This window comes from Cyanobium sp. T1G-Tous (assembly GCF_024345455.1).
In the GTDB taxonomy this organism is placed as follows: Bacteria; Cyanobacteriota; Cyanobacteriia; order PCC-6307; family Cyanobiaceae; genus Cyanobium_A.
Genome location: NZ_JAGQBD010000004.1, coordinates 20180 through 37721, shown reverse-complemented (window position 1 = coordinate 37721; position 17542 = coordinate 20180). Strand labels below are relative to the sequence as shown.

Genomic DNA, 17542 nt, shown 5'->3' with positions numbered 1-17542 from the left:
TCAACCGTCTACGCGAATCCGGGTTACCCAGTGGTCATAGGCGGAATCGCGGCCTTCCGTGATTGCCGTTAGGCGCTCGCGAATCGCGGTCATTACCGGCCGCTGGCCAGGCATGTCGGTGGTCTCCACCCGGCGCACCGGAGTGACCTTAGCGGCGGTGCCACTGAGGAACACTTCATCGGCCACAAACAGCTCGCTCTTATCGACAGGACGCTCCAGGGTGGGGATGCCCATGGCCTGGGCCAGTTCCAGCACGCTGGCCCGGGTGATGCCTTCAAGGATGTCCTGATCAACCCCGGGGGTGATAAGTACGCCATCTCGAACAATAAAAAGATTCATGCCGCTGGCTTCACTCACCTTGCCGCGACTATTGAGCAGCAGGGCCTCATCAAAACCGCTTTTTACAGCTTCTGTCTTGGCCAGGGAGCTGGTGATGTAAGCGCCACTGATCTTGCCGCGCAGGGGCAGGGAGCGGTCTTCCTGGCGGGTCCAAGAGGAGATGCGGCAGCTCACACCCTCCGGGGAGAGGTAGTCGCCCAGCTCCAGTCCGTAGATGAGGAAGTCGGTCTCAATGTTGTGCAGCCGGGGTGCGATACCCAAATCACTGGTGTACACAAACGGGCGCAAATAAACCGGGCAGGTTGGTTTATTTGCCCGCAAGAAGGTCACGATCGCGTCGTGAATGGTTTCTTCGGCTAGCTCAGTGAGCAGCAACCTGGCACTCTGGCTGAGGCGGCGGGTGTGGCGATCGGCGCGGAAAAGCAGAATCTCAGCCGGGTCGCTGGGATTGGGCAGGGCCCGCATGCCGCCAAAGGCTCCAGTGCCGTAGTGGAGGGCGTGGGTGGCCACCGACAGGGTGGCTTCGGCAAAGGGCACGCATCGGCCACCGAACCAGGCGTAGGGCAGGAACTGGTGCATGGTGAGGGCGAAGCGGGCTGTGCTGGCGCGGCGGCCTTGGGCCGAGTTGAACCGATCTTCTCACCGCAGCAAGCAGGATGGGGCGATGCATCGCTTGGCATCGGTACCTGGGGGAGGAGCAGCAGCCGATATCGGCGCTCTGGTGGAGCAGCCTGCCGCGCCTGTACTGCTGCTCAGTAGTGCCGACACCGACCTGCTGGCGATTGACCAATTGCTTGAGCGGGAACCTCAGCTGCTGACAGCGGAGCTGCGCGGCCTAAACCTGGCTGCCCTGGCTCACCCGGCCCAGATCGACCACTACCTCAATTCCACGGTGCGCCACGCCCGGCTTGTGGTTGTGCGATTACTGGGGAGCAGGGGCCACTGGAGTTACGGCTTAGAGCAGCTCCAGAGCTGGGCAGGCTCAGCCCCTGAGCGGCAATTGCTTGTGCTGGCTGGCACAGCTGATGAGGAGCAGGTGCTGGCGGAGCTGGGCACTGTCGCCCCTGAATTAGCAATCGGCCTGGCCCGCTGCCTGCGGCAGGGGGGACCGGCCAACCTGCGCCAGGTGCTGCAGGTATTGCAGGGTCTGCTTGAAGGTCGGTCCCCAGCGCCGCCACGAGCCGAGCCCCTCGCCGATCCACTACCCCATGACTGGCAGCAGGATCAAGGCCCTCGCGTAGGCGTGATCGCCTACAGGGCCCTGCTGCAGGCCGGTGACCTGGCCCTGATGGACGCCACCCTGCTAGCCCTGCGCCAGGCGGGACTATGCCCGCGGGCGCTGTGGGTAAGCGGCCTACGGGATCGGGCGGTGCAGCGGGGTGTGGCCGACCTGCTGCAGCGGGAAGGAGTTCAGGCCGTGTTGTGCAGCACCTCCTTTGCCTCTGTGCAGTTTGAGGAAGCCGGCCTAGGGGCGCCGCTATGGGAGCAGCTCGGTGTGCCGGTGCTGCAGCTGCTTTGCAGTAGCCAGCCCCGCAGCCGCTGGCAGACCAGCAGCATCGGCTTGGGCCCAACCGACCTCACCCTCCAGGTGGCCTTGCCAGAGTTGGACGGGCGGCTCACTACTCGCATTGGCGCCTTTAAGGAGACCGTGGGTGCCAGCGAGAGTCTTGCCTCGGCCCTGCAGCGCTACCAACCGGATCCGGAGCGGCTGGCCTGGATCGCCCAGCTCTGTGCCAACTGGATCCGCCTGCGCCAAACCCCAGCCGCCGAACGCCGAGTTGCGCTTGTGCTGGCCAATTACCCAACCCGCAACAGCCGCCTCGCCAATGGTGTTGGACTCGATACGCCGGCCTCAACGGCCTTGATGTTGCAGTGGCTGGCCGGGGCTGGCTACAAGCTGGAGGGTCGAGTGCCTGTCGATGGCGAGGCCCTGATCCAGATGCTGCTGGCTGGACGCAGCAACGATCCGGAAAGCGAGCACCGACCCGCCCTGACCCTGCTGCCCCTTGCTACATACCAGGCCTGGTATGGCTGCCTTCCCAGCGAGGGCCGCCAAAGGCTCGAGGCGGTGTGGGGGCCGCCTGAACTCGATGTCGCTCTGGTTAGCGCCGCCGGAGCTGCAGCCGGCTTCCCGATCCGGGGCTTGCAGCTGGGGCATGTGAGCGTGTTGATCCAGCCTGACCGCGGTTACGACAGGGATCCGGCCCTCAGTTACCACAGTCCTGATCTGCCCCCAACCCATGCCTACCTGGCCCAATACCTCTGGCTGCGCCAGGACTTCGGCGCCGATGCGGTGGTGCATGTGGGCAAGCACGGCAATTTGGAATGGTTGCCTGGCAAGGGATTGGGGCTGTCCGCCAGCTGTTTTCCGGAGTGGGCCCTAGGGCCGCTGCCTCACCTTTATCCCTTCATCGTCAACGATCCAGGCGAGGGCTCCCAGGCCAAGCGACGCAGCCAGGCAGTAATCCTCGATCACCTGACACCGCCCCTCGGACGGGCGGGCCTGCATGGGGCGCTGCAACGACTTGAGGTTTTGCTGGATGAGTATTGGGAGGCATGTCAGCTCGGCAGTGAACGGGCCGGCCCCCTGCGCCAGACCCTGGCCGAGCAGCTCGAGAATCTGGAGCTACCCCTCGGCGGCGGCGCGGAGCTTGATAGCCGGCTCGATGCTGCCGATGGCTACCTCTGCGAGCTCAAGGAGGCCCAGATCCGCCTAGGGCTTCACACCTTCGGCACCTTGCCGGAGCCCGGTCGCCTGGCGGAGCTGCTGCTCTGCTTGGCCCGCTGTCCGTTGGCAGCGCAACCCGGCCTCACCCAGGCCCTGGCACAAGACCTCCAACTCAGCTTCGACCCCTGGGGCGATGAAGACGGCAAGCCCCTGGCCCAGGCTGACCAGCAACGGCTCCAGGCCGCCTTTGGCGGAGAGCTGCCGCGCCTGGTGGGAGATGGGGTAGCGCTGTTGGAGGCGCAAGCTCTGACCCTGGTGGAGCAGGAGCTGGCCGGTGAGCAACCAAGCCAAGCCAAGCCTTCGCCATTGCCTGGACCCAGGCTGCAGCAGGCGCTGATGCACCTGCGCCAGGCCCTGATGCCCCCACTACTGGCCTGCGGCCGTGCCGAGCGGGAAGCCTTCCTGCGCGGCCTGGAGGGCGAGCGCATTGCCGCAGGACCCTCCGGCGCCCCCACCCGCGGCCGACCAGACCTGCTGCCAACGGGGCGCAATTTTTACAGCGTCGACCTGCGCGGGCTACCCACTGAAGCGGCCTGGGACCTGGGCCGACGCAGCGCCGAACTGCTGCTGGAACTGCACCTACAGGAGCAGGGGGAGCACCTGGCCAGTTTGGCCCTCTCGGTTTGGGGCACGGCAACGATGCGCAATGGCGGCGAAGACATCGCTCAAGCCCTAGCCCTTCTTGGCGTACGACCGGTTTGGGATGGACCCACCCGCCGCATGGTGGATCTGGAGGTGATTCCCCTCAGCCTGCTGGGCCGTCCCCGGGTGGACGTGACCCTGCGCATCTCAGGACTGTTCCGCGACGCTTTCCCCCAACTGGTGGGGTGGGTTAACCGGGCCACTGAACTGGTAGCCGCTCTAACCGAGCCAGAAGAAGACAACCCCCTCGCCGCCGCCTATCGCCGCGAAGGCCACAGCGCCCGCGTCTACGGCTCAGCGCCAGGCGCCTACGGAGCAGGACTGCAGGGCCTGATCGACAGCGGCCACTGGGAGGAGCGGGCTGACCTGGGCGAGGCTTTTTTGAACTGGAGCAGCTGGCGTTACGACAGCCAGGCCGGGGCTTCTGGGCAGGCTGAAATCGAAGCCCAGGCCGACCGGAGCGGCCTGGAGCAGAGGCTGAAGGCGGTTCAGGTGGTGTTGCACAACCAGGACAACCGGGAGCACGACCTGCTCGACTCCGACGACTACTACCAGTTTCAGGGAGGCTTGAGTGCGGCTGTGGAGCGGGTCTCAGGGCAGCGCCCAGCGCTTTGGTTTGGCGACCATTCCCGAGCTGCCCGGCCTCGGCTGCACCGGCTGGAGCGGGAATTTGACAAGGTGCTGCGCAGCCGCGTACTCAACCCCCGCTGGATCGAAGCGATGAAAGGCCACGGCTACAAAGGCGGCTTCGAAATGGCTGCCAGCCTCGATTATTTGTTTGCCTACGACGCCAGTACCGGCCGAGTCCCTGACTGGGGCTACGGCGCCATCTGCGACCAGTGGCTCGGGGATCAGACAGTGCGTGATTTCCTGGTGCAGAGCAATCCCTGGGCCCTGCGCGACATGGCTGAACGGCTACTGGAAGCCCACAACAGGGGTCTATGGGAAGGGGCACAAAAAAACCAGCTGGAGCAGTTGCGCCAGCTGGTACTTGACAGCGAAAGTCTAATTGAGCAGCGCTAAGGAAACCCAGCCAGGTTGTTTAGCTATTGAGATCTCTGACCATCTGCTTGAAGGGATCAATGGCGCCAGCTTTGCCGCTGGCCTGCTGGCTGATCTGGGGCTGGCTCTGGCCAATGGCGCCAGCTTGAGCCTGCTCCTGCTTGATCGCTGCAGTACCACCAGGCACATTCACGCCCATGGCAGAACCCTTCTTGCGCTGATCAAGCTCCGCCTGGGACATGGTTTGGGCGAAGGTCTTCTTGACAGGTTTTGGGATACCGCCGGTGAGATCAATTGCTTGTTCAGGCTGGCTGCTCTGGCCACCCAAGCCTTCCGAGACCCGCTCCAGCCGCGACTCCATCGAAGCCACCTCAGCCACCATCTCCTTATTGCCGGGGCTGTCAGCCGTGCCCGGGAAAGTGCGGCGAATGGTGTTGGAGCGCCGCATGAAATCAACGTTGCCCATGCTGCTGGAAGCGTCAGCGTCGAGGAAGAAGGATTCGACCTCCTTCTTGGGCTGGGGGGTCTTCGGGGCGGTGGCGTTGCCGGTGCGGGTAGCGAACAGGCGATCAAACAAACCCATCGTCTGCCAGGGGTAAGCGTCAGCAAACCCTAGCGGCCGAGAAGGGCTAGTCCATGGGTATCGGTACCGCAACTCATCAGAAGACCACGTTGCTGCAACTCAGCGGCAATCGCATCGCACACCAGAGGCGTTGGTGTCCAGCGCAGCTGCATCTGGTAGTCGTACCACGCCTCGGCGCCATCAAAACCGAGACGATCGGCTGCGGCGATCAACCGCTGGAATGGCAGGCGATAGCGGGCGGGATGGGCAAGCAGCAGCAGGCCCCCCGCTTGGTGCCCCGCTTCCAGCACCGCCTCTGCTAGGAGCGCTGGCCCCACCAGCGCCCGCCCCTGCAGGTAAGGCTCAAGGCTGGGGTGATCGGCATCAAAACCAAGAACCAGCACATGCACCAAACAACCCTCGAGCAAGCAGCTGATTTCCACCCCTCGCCAGAAGCTGGGCACGGCACGACCCTCGCTAGCCGCCGCCTCAAACACCTCCATGGCAGGCCCGTGGGCGGCCAGGCTGTGGTGATCGGTGATGGCCAGGTGCTCTAGGCCGAGGTCTAGGGCCTGCTGGGCCAGCTCAAGGGGGCTCAGGCTGCCGTCGCTGCAGATGGTGTGGCAGTGGAAATTGACCCGGCTAGGGCAGCAGGCCGGCGTCAGCTGACGGAGCACCTTCCGCAAGGGGTGATCAGGCACCGGGAGATCAGGCACTCGGGGATAACCGCTCCGCCCGCAGCCGCCGCCAGCGGGCATAGAACTGAATCGAAGCGGCCATGAACACCACCAAGGCCACGATGAACCAGGTGGCAGCACCAGTGGGGAATTGGTTTTTGAACACCACCAGCATCACCACGATCACCAGCAGCAGGGTGGGAAGCTCGTTTAGAGCCCGCAATTGCTTAGGGCTCCAGCTGCAGACTCCCCTGTTGAGCTGGCCCATCAACCGATAGCAAAAGGCGTGGTAGGCCAGCAGGGCAGCCACGAAGGCCAACTTGGCGTGCATCCAGCCCTGCTGCAGCCAGGCGGGATTCACGCTCAGCAAGCCAGCCGCACACACCACTGCGACCACCATGCCGGGGGTGGTGATGATGTTGGCCAGACGGCGCTCCATCAAGCCGTACTGGGCCTGGAAAGCCGGCCGCAGGGACTCCTCCAGCTCCTCAGCCTCGCGGTGATAAATGAACAGCCGCACTAGATAGAAAAGCCCGGCAAACCACACCACCACCCCCACGATGTGGAGAGTCTTGAACCAGAGGTAGGCCTCGGCGGGCCAGCTCAGGGTCAATAAAGGCATGGCGGCAATTCAAGCAGGGGCTCACAAGCTAGGGCTGAAGCGGTCAGTGGGCTGAAGCGGTGGCCCGGATCGCCGCCAGCTCGGCGGCGGGGATCTTCTCTAGCTGCTTCATCACCAGCCCCATGCGGTGATTGCGGCGCAGACCCTCTTGGTTCCGAGCCAGGAAATCCCAATAGAGCGAGTTGAAGGGACAGGCATCCGCTCCAGTGCGCTGCTTCGGGTTGTAGCGGCAGCCCTTGCAGTAGCTGCTCATCCGATTGATGTAATTACCGCTGGCGGCGTAAGGCTTGCTGGCCAGCATGCCGCCATCGGCAAACAGCCCCATGCCGAGCACGTTGGTTTGCATCAGCCAGTCGTAGCCGTCAACAAACATGCGGTGAAACCAGGCGGTGAAGGCCTGGGGATCGAGGCCGGCGATCAAGCCGTAGTTGGCTAGCACCATCAAGCGCTGGATGTGGTGGGCGTAGCCGCTTACCTCGAGCTCGGCCAGCACCGTGTCCATGCAGGCCATGCCACTGCCGCCCAGCTGCTCCAGCCACCCGGGCAACGGACGATTAGCGCCGAAGTGATTTCGGGCGGGATAGTCGGCGCCAAACCACCAGTAGAGGCCGTGGGTGTATTCGCGCCAGCCCAGGATCTGACGAATCACCCCTTCCAGGCAGGCCAGGGGCGTACCCCTTTCCAGGCCCGCCTGCTCGAGCCGGCGGATCACCTCAAGCGGTTGCAACAGGCCAATGTTGAGATAAGGGGAGAGCAGGGCGTGCCACAGGGTGGGCTGGCCGCTGACCATGGCGTCCTGGAAGGGGCCAAAGCCATCGAGCCGCGTATCGATGAAATGTTCCAGCACCGCCAGCGCCTGGCTGCGGGTAACTGCCCAGCCGAACGGCGCACTAATCCCTGGTAAGCCAGGTTCAGCAGCGGCCTCAAGCTCCTGAGCCAGCTCGTCCACCTTGGCAATCACGGCCAGGGTGATTGCATCGGGCTCAAAGACCAAGGGCTCTGGCCCCACCAGTCCCTTGGGCGGTGCCTTGCGATTCTCCTGGTCGTAGTTCCACTGGCCACCAAGCGGCTGGCCGTCATCGCTCATCAGCACGCCAAAACGCTTGCGGCCCTCCCGGTAGAACAATTCCATGCGCAGCTGCTTGTAGGGAGCAGCCCAGGCGCCGAAATCATCCCGGCTCCAGAGAAAGGCATTGGAGAGGTGCCACACCAGGGGCGCAGGCAGGGGCAGCTGTTCAATCGCTTCACGAAAGGGGCGCTCGGCTGGCTCCATCAGGTGCAGCTCGCTGATCTCGTGCTCAGCCAGCCAATCCTTCAGCGCCTCAGCAAAGGTCGGGGACTCAAGCAGGTCTACCGTCCACCCCCGCTGGCGCAACTCGGCCGCGAAGTGGCGCATGGCACTCCACACCAGCACCAGCTTCTGGCGGTGATAGCGGCGTTGCTGCAGCACCGAGCTGCTCTCAATCAGCAGCACCCGGGCGGTTGCGGGGGTGTGGGCTGCCAAAGCTGCCTGGAGGGGGTCCAGCTGGTCGCCCAGCACCCAGATGCCAATCACACTCAGGCCTCCCCAGCCAGCCGGCAGGCACGGCGGGCTACGGCCGCGGCATAGCCCCGCTCCACCGGACCAGCCAGGGGGCTGAGCACCCCATTGCGGCAATCCACCACCAGACGCTCATGCTGACCCTGCTGGTCGTTTACCCGCAGCCGCAGCTGCCAGTGATGCTTAGCGCTGCGGTGGATCTCATCACCACAGACGGGCCCAACGCAGATGCCGGGGGCGCCGAGGGCCGGCGGCGTTAGGGCAGGTGAAAAAAACAGCATCAGCCCCAGGGCCAAGGGCAGTAGCAGCAGGGAAGCCAGACGCCTCAACTGGCCAACTCCTCGCCGGCGGGCTCGTCACTGGGATGAAAGTAATCCCACACCTGGCGGGCCAGGGCCGGTCCCACTCCCGGGGCAGCGGCGATCTGCTCAGGACTGGCCAACTGGATGGCATCAATCGAGCGGAAGTGGGCCAATAACTCCTTGACCCGTTTCGGTCCCAGGCCGGGGATATCGGAGAGACGCGAGCGCTTCATCCTCTCGCCCCGCTGCTGGCGATGGAAGCTCACAGCGAAACGGTGGGCCTCATCGCGCAGGCGGCGCAGGAGCTGCACACCCAGCTGGTCGGGCTCGCTCTCCAGGGGCTGCTTGGCCCCTGGCATAAATACCTCCTCCCGCTGCTTGGCCAGGGAACACACCACCAGCTCTTCGTGCAAATTCAGCTCCCGCAGGGCCTCCATCACCGCCGAGAGCTGACCCTTACCACCGTCGATCATCACCAAATCGGGCCAATCATTGAGGCCAGCGGTGTGGAGCGTGGTGTTGGCGGCCCGCCTGAGCTCGCCCAAGTCGGCACCCTCGGCCTTGGCCTGGGCCCAGCGGCGGAAGCGGCGGCGCATGATCTCGGCCATGGCCATGAAGTCGTCGGAGTGGCCGGAGCGGATCGAGCTGCTTTGGATCTTGTATTTGCGGTAGTGCTGCTTGGCCGGCAGACCATCGATAAACACCACCTGGGAGGCAACGGCGTCGCTGCCCTGGATGTGGCTGATGTCGTAGCCCTCGACGCGACGGGGGGGGGTTGGCAGCTCCAGCAGCTGGGCCAGGTCTTCAGTGGCCAGCAGTTGCTGCTCGGCGCCACGCTGGGCCCGCTGCAGCTCGTAGCTGGCATTGCGCTCCAGCAGCTCGATCAGATCGGCTTTCTGCTGCCGTTGGGGCACGGCAAGTTTCACCTTGCGGCCGCGGCGCTCCGCCAGCCACTCCTCAATCAGGGGCTGCTGGGGTAAGGCGTGCTGCAGCAGCAGCTCGGGGGGAATCTCCACCGGCTCCACCTGGCTGTAGTGCTCCTCCACCACCCGCTGCAGGATGCGGCCGGGCTCCAAAGGCTGGCCATCGGCGCCTACGGCATCAGCGGTGAAGCCAAGCCGCCCCACCAGCTTGCCGGCCCGCATCTGGAACAGCTGCACCGCCGCCACCCGCTCATCCGCGGCTAATGCCACCACATCACGGCTCACCGAGCTGTCGCCGAGGCTCATTTTCTGGTCAGCGGTGAGGGTGTCGATGCCCTGCAGCTGGTCGCGCACCCGCGCGGCGCTCTCGAAGTCAAGCCGCTCGGCGTATTTACCCATCTGTTCATTCAGCAGCTCAAGCAGCTCCTCGTTGCGCCCTTGAAACACCATCGCCACCTGGCGCAGGGTGAGGTGGTAGGCCTCGGAGCTGATCTTTTCCTGGCACACGCCTGGGCAGCGGCCGATGTCGTAGTTGAGGCAGGTGCGCTCCCTGTAGAGCGGCTGGGGTCGCTGGCGCAGCGGAAAAACCCGCTTCACCAGGGTGAGGGTGCGGCGCAGTAGGCCCACATCCACATAGGGCCCGTAAAAGCGATCCAGGGGCGAGCGAAACCGCCGCCGCCGGGTGATGAAGATGCGTGGGTAGGCCTCACTCCAGGTGATGCAGAGATAGGGATATTTCTTGTCGTCTTTCAGCAGCACATTGAAATGCGGCTGGTTCTGCTTGATAAGGTTGGATTCAAGCGCCAGCGCCTCGGCTTCACTGTCGGTGACGATGAATTCGATCTCACACACCTGGCGCACCATCAGGGAGATGCGCGGGCTGTGGCCATGGCCGCTACCACTTTGGAAATAACTGCGCACCCGATTGCGCAGCACCTTGGCCTTGCCGATGTAAAGGATGCGATCGCTGGCGTCGCGCAGCAGATAGCAGCCCGGCTCGGAGGGCACCTCCTTGAGCCGGACCTCGAGGCGTTCGGGTTGCTGCAGCAGGGGCAGGCTCAACCGCCGTATTGCCAGCCGGTGCTGCCGAGCTCAAGGGCAGCACCATCGCGGTGCAGGGTGGCCGTCTTCACTTCGCCCACAAACACGGTGTGGTCGCCATGGGCCACCTGACCCACCAGCTCACATTCCACCGCCCCCAGGGCGTTGTCGAGAATCGGCAAGCCCAGCTCACCGAGGCTGAAGGGTGCTGCATCGAAGCGACCGCCCATGCCTTTTTGGGGTTTGAAGAAAACTGCAGCCAGGTCCTTCTGGTCAGCGGCAAGCACGTTCAGGGAAAATTTCTTGGTGCGCTGAATGATGCCGTTGCTGGTGCTGTCGGCCCGCGCAGCCATCACCACCAATGGCGGCTCAAAGGAGCCCTGGGTCACCCAGCTGGCGGTGAAGCCATTGACCTCATCCCCCTCAGCTACGCCGCAGATGAACACGCCATGGGGAATTTTGCGTAGCAGGGTTTTCTTGGCTTCAGCGTTGAGGGCGGTGTTAAGGGCCATGGCGGCAAGGGCTCGGGGAACTACACCCACCCTAGAAACGCCCCGGGCACCCATAGGCTGGCCCGATGCGCGCCCTCTACCCCGGCAGCTTCGATCCCCTCACCCTGGGCCACCTCGACCTGATCGAGAGGGCAGCACGCCTGTTCGATGGCGTGGTGGTGGCCGTGCTGCAGAACCCCAGCAAGCAGCCGGCCTTCAGCCTCAAGCAGCGACTGGAGCAGATCGGCACTGCCACGGCCCATCTCCCGGGGATTGAAGTGGGCAGTTTTGATGGCCTCACCGTCGATTTCGCCAGTCGTTGCCAGGCCCAGGTGATTCTGCGGGGCCTGCGGGCCCTGAGCGACTTTGAATTCGAATTGCAGATCGCCCACACCAACAAAAGCCTGGCCCCCCAGGTGGAAACCCTGTTTCTGGCTACTGCTGTGCACCACAGCTTCCTGAGCAGTTCAGTGGTGAAGGAGGTGGCTCGCTTTGGCGGCGATGTGCGTCACATGGTGCCCCCCGGAGTGGCGGAAGACCTGTGCAGGCTTTTTAATCGGGCATCTGTTTAGAGCTGTACATGGCCGAGCCCACCATCACCGTGCTGGATCAGCTCGATCAGCTGGAGGAGATCGTGCTGGAGGGCAGCCGCATTCCGTTCAGCGGCGGAAGGCTGGTCAATGAGCAGGACGCCATTGAAGTGATGGATGCCCTGCGGGAATCGTTGCCAGGCCAGCTGCAGCAGGCCGTAGCTCTAATCCGCCAGCGTGAGGAATTTATTGGCCAGGCCCGCCAGCAGTCCGACGAAATTATTGCTGCTGGCAAAAGGGAGCGGGAGCAGCTGATCAACTCTGCCGCCATACGTCAGGAGGCGGAGCGGCAGGTGGGTGAGCTGCGGGATCAGGCCCGCCAGCAATGCGAGCAGCTGATGTTGCAAGCCCGCCAGCAGGTTGCCCAGGCTGAACAGGAGCACCAAGCCCGCATGGCCCAGATGGAGCAGCAATTTGCGCTCCGTCGTCAGCAGCTCGAACAGGAAACAGCCGAGCGCAATCGCCAGCTGCTCGAACAGCACGATCGCAATCGTCAACAGGCGATGGCTGAACTTGAGCAGATCCGCCAAGAGGGAGTGAGGGTGCAGCGCGATAGCCAGGCAGAAGCGGAGCGGGTGCACAACGACGCCCTGCAGTTCCGCCAGCAGACCCAGCAGCAATGCGACGCCCTTGTGAGCCGCAGCCGCCAGGAGTCGGCCGCCATTCAAGAGGGTGCCAACCGCTACGCCGAGCAGGTGCTGGGCGAACTCGAGGGCAGGTTGAAGGAGATGAGCCAGGTGGTATTAGGAGGCCGCCGCGAGCTGGTGCGACTCCAGGGGCCAGAAGCCACCGCACCAGCTGGCGAGGAGACGCCGGGTCGCCGCCGCCGGGTCGCAAACACTCTCAAGCAGTTAGCGGGCTAGGGGGGGCACAGCTGGCTGTTTTGCGCTTGACGCAGCACCCTGCCAATAGTGACGTTGGGCGAACTGGCGCCATTGCTAATGGCGCTTACGTAGCGGGGCCCGGCCCCCGTCATCAGCACGCCACTGATGGAGCGCACACCGCTGATCGTGCCTGTTTTGCCATAGAACTGTCCCTGCAGGGGTGTGCCCACATAAAGGTTGCGCAAGGTGCCCCGCTGGCCCGCAACCGCCATCGACGCCAGATAGGCGCGGCCGTAGGGGTGCTGATCCATGCGCAAAAGCAACGCAGCCAAGAAGCGGCTGGTGAGTCTGTTGGCGCGGTCGAGGCCACTGCCATCGGCAACTCGAACCCCCTGCATCGGCAGGCCCTGTTCGGTGAGCCAAAGCATCTGAAGCTGGGCAGCTCGGGCCAAATCCCAGGTGCCAGCCCCCTGTCGCAGCAGTACCTCGGCGGTGAAATTGTGGCTTTCGGTGTTGGCCAGGCTCAGCAGGTTGTGCATCGGCGCCGATGGCTCCTGATGCAGCAGCACCGCATCACCGGGCAGGGGGGCGCGGGACGAGACCAGCGACACCTGCACCTTGGCCCCCCGCTGAACCATGGTTTTCTGCAGCAGGGTCTGCAGCCGCGAAGGCGGATTCATCACCGCCTCGTTAATTGCATTGCTGGTGACAGCTAGCCGGGTGATCGGGGCGCCGTAGGCGTAGTAGCGATCGTCCGGGTGCCAACCTTGGGGCCACCAGGCCTGGCGTGGCTCCTCGGCGATCTGCAACCGCACCAGCGAAGGCGTCTCACCACTGCTGCCACCCGATCCCAGCGCCAACATGGCGAATCGCTGCAGCTGGGGCAGGGCCAGGTCGGGGTCACCCTCACCGGTGAGTCGGAAGCTGCCATCACCCAGCCGCCAGAGCTGGGTATTAAGTCGATAGTCAGGGCCCAATCTGTCCAGGGCATAGGCCGTGCTCACCAACTTCTGGTTGGAAGCTGGAATGCGGGGCCGGTTGCCGTTGAGGTCGGCCAGCAGGCGGCCCTGCCCATCGGCAATGGTGATGCTCCACACAGAAGCCTCGCCAGCCACGGTGGCAAGCAGCCGCTGCTGCAGGGCCGGACAGCTCAGCTGAGCCTGCAGCTGGGGCAGGCCAACCGGTGGGGGCAGGGGCGGTAGGGACGCCAGGGGCACCTGCTGGGCCAAGGGCACCTGCTGGGCCAAGGCAGTGGCTGGCGCAACCGCCAATACGAGCCCAAGGGCATGCAAACCAGAAAGGCGCAGCAGAAGCTGACGCTTAGCAGGGGTTTTGAGAGGGGCCATCTCAGCCACCTCCAACCTGGAGGCCGCTAACCGTGCCACCAACGCGGAACTGCTCCCCCTCAATTTCCACTGGGGCACCAATCTTGAGGGTTTGGTTACCAAAAACCACACCACCAGCACTCTTGCGGCCCTGGCCCTGGAGCACAAAACGAGCATCGAGGCTGCCCAGAGTTGCCTGGTTGGGGTCCACAGCCGTCACCACCGATCCGTTGGGTTGGACCGCCACCAGGCGTCGCTGCAGGGGCAATACCCGCTTGAGCGCCACCGAGCCATGGGGCTGGTTACGGATCACGATTGCAACCTTGCCCTCCTCCTGGGCGGCCTGAATCAAGGCCCCGGGATCAGCCACCGGCACACCTCGCACATCCACCAGCACGGTGACTGGGGTGAGGCCACCGGTGGCCTGAGCCACCGCTCCGCTCAGCTTGGGGCTCCAGATCACCCCTGCGGCAGCCAGGAGCACCGCAAATCCGGCGCCGATGTCAACAAGGCTCCAGGAGCGTCCTTTTGCTGCAGGGCTCTGGTCGCTCTCGGAAGCCATCGGCAGGGTCTGCGTTTGGCGAAGTGTACGGAGGCTGGCCGGTTAGATCCAGTGCAAGTGGGCGCGCAAGGGGCTAGTTGCGCAGGCCTTCAATGAAAGCGTCCATCACTTTGAGGTTGGCGCCGAGCCCCAGGCCGGCTTCACCCGCCATGGCTAACGCCCGTTGCTCCATGTCTGGCTTCTGGTCGAAATTGCAAACAAAGCGATAGCCATCGGCATCGCAGCGATACAGCTCCCACATCCCCGGACAGGCCCGACGCAGGGCCCCATCGCCAGTTGGTATCAGGGCATAGGCGCTCTGCCAGCCGGCAAGAAAACCCTTACGGCGCTCCCGAGCCACGCTGCCGATGCCGATGGCCGCATCCTCGAGGTTGCCGTTTAACAGCAGGACAACACCGCGGTGCAGGGCGCATACCTGCTCCACCTCCTCGTAGTCGGCAGGGGAAGGTGCCACCAGCAGCAGCACGCCCTCGCTGCCGCCATCAGCCTGCTGAAGGCGCATCTGATCGCGCAGGCTGGCAATTCGGGTCGCGAAATCAGGGGCATCGCGCTGGGCAAGGGCGGTGGCGCCGGCATCGGCACAAAGCAGCCTCAGGCTGGGTGCGGCGGAATTGAGACCAGCCTGCAATCGCAGGGCCAAGGGGAGTAATCGCAGACCCTCAAACCGAAGCTCGACACTCCACAGCCCCTTGGCTCCAGCTGCCAAGGCGCTCTGAATCGCTGCCAGTGCTTCAGCTTCGGCGCTGCGCAGATCGGGGGGGAGCATTAGGCCGTCAACGGATGCTCCGACGCTACCGAGGCCGCAAGCGCCATCTGCAACGCCTGGACCAGGGCCTCAAGATCGGCGGCGCGGTGCCAGGGACCGAGGCTGATGCGCAGGCCACTTGCGGCGTCGGCCTCGCCATAGCCCAGGGCCCGGAGCACGGAGCTGGCAGCCGATCCAGAGCTGCTGCAGGCGGAACCGCTGCTCAGGGCGAAGCCCTGGCGGGAGAGCTCACGCACCAGGTTGCGGCCGGAAAGCGGCTGGCCAGCCTCGCTAGCCACCAGCAGGCTTAGGTGGTGAGGCAAGCGGGAGTCGCCCGGGGGCGGACCGCTCAACCGCACCCCGGGAAGGCTCAAAAGCCGCTGCAGCAGGGAGTCGCGCAGGGGTGCCAGCGAGGGCGTAGCACAGCTGAGCTCCAGGGCCTTGGCGAAGCCGCTCAACAGCACCACCGGTTCGGTGCCGCCTCGCCTGCCGCCCTCTTGGCCACCACCACCAAGCTGGGCCTGGAGGGCGAGGCCACGACGCACTAGCAGCAACCCAACCCCCCTGGGGCCCTGCAGCTTGTGGGCTGCCCCACTTAAAAAATCAATGGGTAGCTGGCGAAAACTGCTCGGCAGGTGGCCCAGAACCTGCACCGCATCAACATGCAGCAGCACCCCCGCCCGCCGGCAGCGTGCCCCGATCGCCTCAATCGGCTGGAGGCTGCCAACCTCGTTTTGCCCCCAGATCACCGAGACCAGACGGGTTGGAGGCACCAGCAAGCCATCGAGGGCGTCGAGATCAAGCAATCCCTGCCTATCTACCGGCACGGTATGGACGCTCCAGCCGCGCTGCTGCAGTTGGGCAGCTGCCGCCAGCGTGGCGGGATGCTCGACCGCCGATATCACCAGCCGGCCGGGGCTGAGGCCAGCAGCAGCACCGAGCAGGGCCAGATGAATGGCCTCGGTGCCACCGGAGGTCACCACCAGCTCATCTGGCTCGCAGCCAAGCCCAGCGGCCAGGCTCAGCCGCGAGCGTTCAAGCTGCTCTGCTGCTGCAAGGCCAGGGGCATGGAGGCTTGAGGGGTTAGCCCAGGCCGTGGCCTGGGCAATAGCCATTGCCTCCAGCACCTCAGTAGCGATGGGAGTGGTGGCGCTGGTGTCGAAGTAGCCAGCCAGTGCTGGCACCTGACTGCCCGAATAACCCACCTAGCCTCCCTGGGCTGGATCCCGCTCAAAGCGAGAGCGAATCCGCGATTCAAGGGAATTGGTCGCCAAGGCCACTAGGTCATCGAGGGAGCTGCTGTTGAGCAGGGCATCAACCCGGGCCCGCGCTTCGGCTGATGGGCAGGCTTCAGGTCGGATGCAGCCATTGGTGCAAACGCTGGCGCAGTCGATGGCAGGCGAAGCGTGTGGTTGCTGTTGCACCGGGGTGGCCGCCTCGAGTTCGAAGGGCTCATCACCCCAGAGCTCGGGAGTCACGACGCCGTCAAAAACAGCCACAGCGGGGCCCGCCATAAACACATGACCACTGGCTTCATCCCAATCGATTTCCAGGGGACCACCTGGGAGGTCGAGGCGCGCGCAGCGTTCAGCCAGCCCCAGCAGATGGGCCACCACGAGGGTGGCGCAAGCGCCGGTGCCGCAAGCCAAGGTGGGGCCCGCTCCGCGCTCCCAAACCCGCATCACCAAGTGAGTGGGACTGATTACCTGAACGAAATGAACGTTGGTGCGGGCGGGAAATGCGGGGTGAACCTCGAATACCGCGCCGTAACGCTCCAAATCCACCGCCTCAACGTCGTCAACGGGGATTACAACGTGGGGATTGCCCATACCGGCCGCCCCGACCGCAAAAGAGTTGCCAGCGACTTCCAAGTTGCCCTGGGCCAGCCCGTTATCGCCGCAAGGCAAGGTGGTCGGAATGGATTCAGGATCGAGAAAGGGGGCTCCCATGTCGACGCGAATGCTGCCGTCCTGAAGCAGCTCTGGAACGATGCGGCCCGCCAAGGTTTCGATCTGCCATTGCCGCCCGGGAAGATCGCCATCGCTATCGGCCAGGAAGCGGGCCAGGCAGCGCATGCCATTGCCACACATCTCCGGCTCCGTGCCATCGGCATTGAAGATCCGCATGCGCAACTCACCGCCCTGCCGGGGCGGCAGGGCCAGGATCACCCCGTCAGCGCCAACGCCGAAGCGGCGGTCACACAGACGCTGGATCCGTTCCGAGGTGAGGCCGTAGCTGGCATCAGTGCTGGAGGCTCCCCTGCCATCAAGCATGAGGAAATCATTTCCCAGGCCTTGATATTTGCTGAACTGGAGCACGATGGGGGCGAGCGCAGTCACAGCTAGATCTTATGCAGAGCTTTTTCGAGAAGCGGACCACCGCCCTCGATACCTCGCAACCCAGCATTCGGCATTTGCAGGATCTGATTCGCCATAAAACCCCTGTGGCGGTCCAGGTGCTGGGTGTGGGGGAGCTTGAGGGAATCCTGCATTGGCAGGACATCCACTACCTGGCGCTCAAGCAGGACGAAAACCGCCCCCTCACCCTTATCAGTCGTGCGGCCGCGGCGACGATCCGTGCGCTCGGCTGAGCGGCAGGCATCCAACTGGGCTATGGCACGATCAAAG

The 17542-nt window shown here is 64.4% G+C and carries 17 protein-coding genes; 4 read left to right on the top strand and 13 right to left on the bottom strand.

Annotated elements, in window-relative coordinates:
- Nucleotides 1-918: a branched-chain amino acid transaminase gene (locus KBY75_RS03985; protein ID WP_254936757.1), complete on the bottom strand. Its 918-nt coding sequence runs from the start codon at nucleotides 916-918 to the stop codon at nucleotides 1-3.
- An 85-nt stretch (nucleotides 919-1003) separates the two neighbouring features.
- Between KBY75_RS03985 and cobN the strand changes: the two genes are divergently transcribed.
- Entirely contained in the window at nucleotides 1004-4732 is a 3729-nt protein-coding gene (gene cobN / locus KBY75_RS03980; RefSeq protein ID WP_255023128.1) for a cobaltochelatase subunit CobN, read from the top strand.
- A gap of 19 nt (nucleotides 4733-4751) precedes the next feature.
- Here the strand turns inward: cobN and KBY75_RS03975 are convergent, their stop codons facing one another.
- The 7 genes from KBY75_RS03975 to KBY75_RS03945 are packed head-to-tail and all read right to left on the bottom strand — an operon-like array spanning nucleotide 4752 to nucleotide 10890.
- On the bottom strand, nucleotides 4752-5294 hold the full coding sequence (locus KBY75_RS03975) for a hypothetical protein (RefSeq protein WP_255023050.1): 543 nt from the start codon (nucleotides 5292-5294) through the stop codon (nucleotides 4752-4754).
- Between the two features lie 29 nt (nucleotides 5295-5323).
- Complete coding sequence (locus tag KBY75_RS03970) at nucleotides 5324-5974, bottom strand: PHP domain-containing protein (RefSeq protein WP_255023049.1); 651 nt, start codon at nucleotides 5972-5974, stop codon at nucleotides 5324-5326.
- Between the two features lie 7 nt (nucleotides 5975-5981).
- Nucleotides 5982-6572 carry a protoporphyrinogen oxidase HemJ gene (gene hemJ, locus KBY75_RS03965; protein ID WP_255023048.1) on the bottom strand — a complete coding sequence of 197 codons (591 nt, stop codon included), beginning with the start codon at nucleotides 6570-6572 and terminating at the stop codon, nucleotides 5982-5984.
- Nucleotides 6573-6615: 43 nt separating this feature from the next.
- The gene (locus KBY75_RS03960) at nucleotides 6616-8127 is read right to left on the bottom strand and encodes a cryptochrome/photolyase family protein (protein WP_255023047.1); all 1512 of its coding nucleotides are present in this window, start codon (nucleotides 8125-8127) and stop codon (nucleotides 6616-6618) included.
- Nucleotides 8128-8129: 2 nt separating this feature from the next.
- Complete coding sequence (locus KBY75_RS03955; protein ID WP_254936960.1) at nucleotides 8130-8393, bottom strand: hypothetical protein; 264 nt, start codon at nucleotides 8391-8393, stop codon at nucleotides 8130-8132.
- A 44-nt stretch (nucleotides 8394-8437) separates the two neighbouring features.
- On the bottom strand, nucleotides 8438-10399 hold the full coding sequence (gene uvrC / locus KBY75_RS03950; protein ID WP_315859048.1) for an excinuclease ABC subunit UvrC: 1962 nt from the start codon (nucleotides 10397-10399) through the stop codon (nucleotides 8438-8440).
- On the bottom strand, nucleotides 10396-10890 hold the full coding sequence (locus KBY75_RS03945; protein ID WP_255023046.1) for a flavin reductase family protein: 495 nt from the start codon (nucleotides 10888-10890) through the stop codon (nucleotides 10396-10398). The genes uvrC and KBY75_RS03945 overlap by 4 nt, the downstream gene beginning before the upstream one ends.
- A 65-nt stretch (nucleotides 10891-10955) precedes the next feature.
- On the opposite strand from KBY75_RS03945, the gene coaD reads away from it, so the two are divergent.
- Both coaD and KBY75_RS03935 read left to right on the top strand, forming a co-directional pair.
- Entirely contained in the window at nucleotides 10956-11441 is a 486-nt protein-coding gene (gene coaD, locus KBY75_RS03940; protein ID WP_255023045.1) for a pantetheine-phosphate adenylyltransferase, read from the top strand.
- Nucleotides 11442-11449: 8 nt separating this feature from the next.
- A complete protein-coding gene (locus tag KBY75_RS03935; RefSeq protein ID WP_254936750.1) occupies nucleotides 11450-12322 on the top strand; it encodes a hypothetical protein in 873 nt (290 codons plus the stop codon).
- Here the strand turns inward: KBY75_RS03935 and dacB are convergent.
- The 5 genes from dacB to dapF form a co-directional block, all read right to left on the bottom strand.
- A complete protein-coding gene (gene dacB, locus KBY75_RS03930) occupies nucleotides 12319-13629 on the bottom strand; it encodes a D-alanyl-D-alanine carboxypeptidase/D-alanyl-D-alanine-endopeptidase (RefSeq protein ID WP_255023044.1) in 1311 nt (436 codons plus the stop codon). The genes KBY75_RS03935 and dacB overlap by 4 nt on opposite strands.
- A 1-nt stretch (nucleotide 13630) precedes the next feature.
- Entirely contained in the window at nucleotides 13631-14170 is a 540-nt protein-coding gene (locus KBY75_RS03925; RefSeq protein WP_254936749.1) for a DUF4330 domain-containing protein, read from the bottom strand.
- Between the two features lie 73 nt (nucleotides 14171-14243).
- Complete coding sequence (locus KBY75_RS03920) at nucleotides 14244-14936, bottom strand: DUF1995 family protein (protein ID WP_254936748.1); 693 nt, start codon at nucleotides 14934-14936, stop codon at nucleotides 14244-14246.
- A complete protein-coding gene (locus tag KBY75_RS03915; RefSeq protein ID WP_255023043.1) occupies nucleotides 14936-16120 on the bottom strand; it encodes an aminotransferase class V-fold PLP-dependent enzyme in 1185 nt (394 codons plus the stop codon). Before KBY75_RS03915 ends, KBY75_RS03920 begins: the two co-directional genes overlap by 1 nt.
- Entirely contained in the window at nucleotides 16121-17233 is a 1113-nt protein-coding gene (dapF, locus tag KBY75_RS03910) for a diaminopimelate epimerase (protein WP_255023126.1), read from the bottom strand.
- A gap of 32 nt (nucleotides 17234-17265) precedes the next feature.
- Between dapF and KBY75_RS03905 the strand changes: the two genes are divergently transcribed.
- On the top strand, nucleotides 17266-17505 hold the full coding sequence (locus KBY75_RS03905) for an Hfq-related RNA-binding protein (protein ID WP_254936745.1): 240 nt from the start codon (nucleotides 17266-17268) through the stop codon (nucleotides 17503-17505).
- Nucleotides 17506-17542: the final 37 nt, after the last annotated feature.

Coding starts and splice junctions, on each gene's coding strand:
- KBY75_RS03985 (WP_254936757.1), bottom strand. CDS start 918: ATGCACCAGTTCCTGCCCTACGCCTGGTTCGGTGGCCGATGCGTGCCC.
- cobN (WP_255023128.1), top strand. CDS start 1,004: ATGCATCGCTTGGCATCGGTACCTGGGGGAGGAGCAGCAGCCGATATC.
- KBY75_RS03975 (WP_255023050.1), bottom strand. CDS start 5,294: ATGGGTTTGTTTGATCGCCTGTTCGCTACCCGCACCGGCAACGCCACC.
- hemJ (WP_255023048.1), bottom strand. CDS start 6,572: ATGCCTTTATTGACCCTGAGCTGGCCCGCCGAGGCCTACCTCTGGTTC.
- KBY75_RS03955 (WP_254936960.1), bottom strand. CDS start 8,393: ATGCTGTTTTTTTCACCTGCCCTAACGCCGCCGGCCCTCGGCGCCCCC.
- KBY75_RS03945 (WP_255023046.1), bottom strand. CDS start 10,890: ATGGCCCTTAACACCGCCCTCAACGCTGAAGCCAAGAAAACCCTGCTA.
- coaD (WP_255023045.1), top strand. CDS start 10,956: ATGCGCGCCCTCTACCCCGGCAGCTTCGATCCCCTCACCCTGGGCCAC.
- KBY75_RS03935 (WP_254936750.1), top strand. CDS start 11,450: ATGGCCGAGCCCACCATCACCGTGCTGGATCAGCTCGATCAGCTGGAG.
- dacB (WP_255023044.1), bottom strand. CDS start 13,629: ATGGCCCCTCTCAAAACCCCTGCTAAGCGTCAGCTTCTGCTGCGCCTT.
- KBY75_RS03925 (WP_254936749.1), bottom strand. CDS start 14,170: ATGGCTTCCGAGAGCGACCAGAGCCCTGCAGCAAAAGGACGCTCCTGG.
- KBY75_RS03920 (WP_254936748.1), bottom strand. CDS start 14,936: ATGCTCCCCCCCGATCTGCGCAGCGCCGAAGCTGAAGCACTGGCAGCG.
- KBY75_RS03905 (WP_254936745.1), top strand. CDS start 17,266: ATGCAGAGCTTTTTCGAGAAGCGGACCACCGCCCTCGATACCTCGCAA.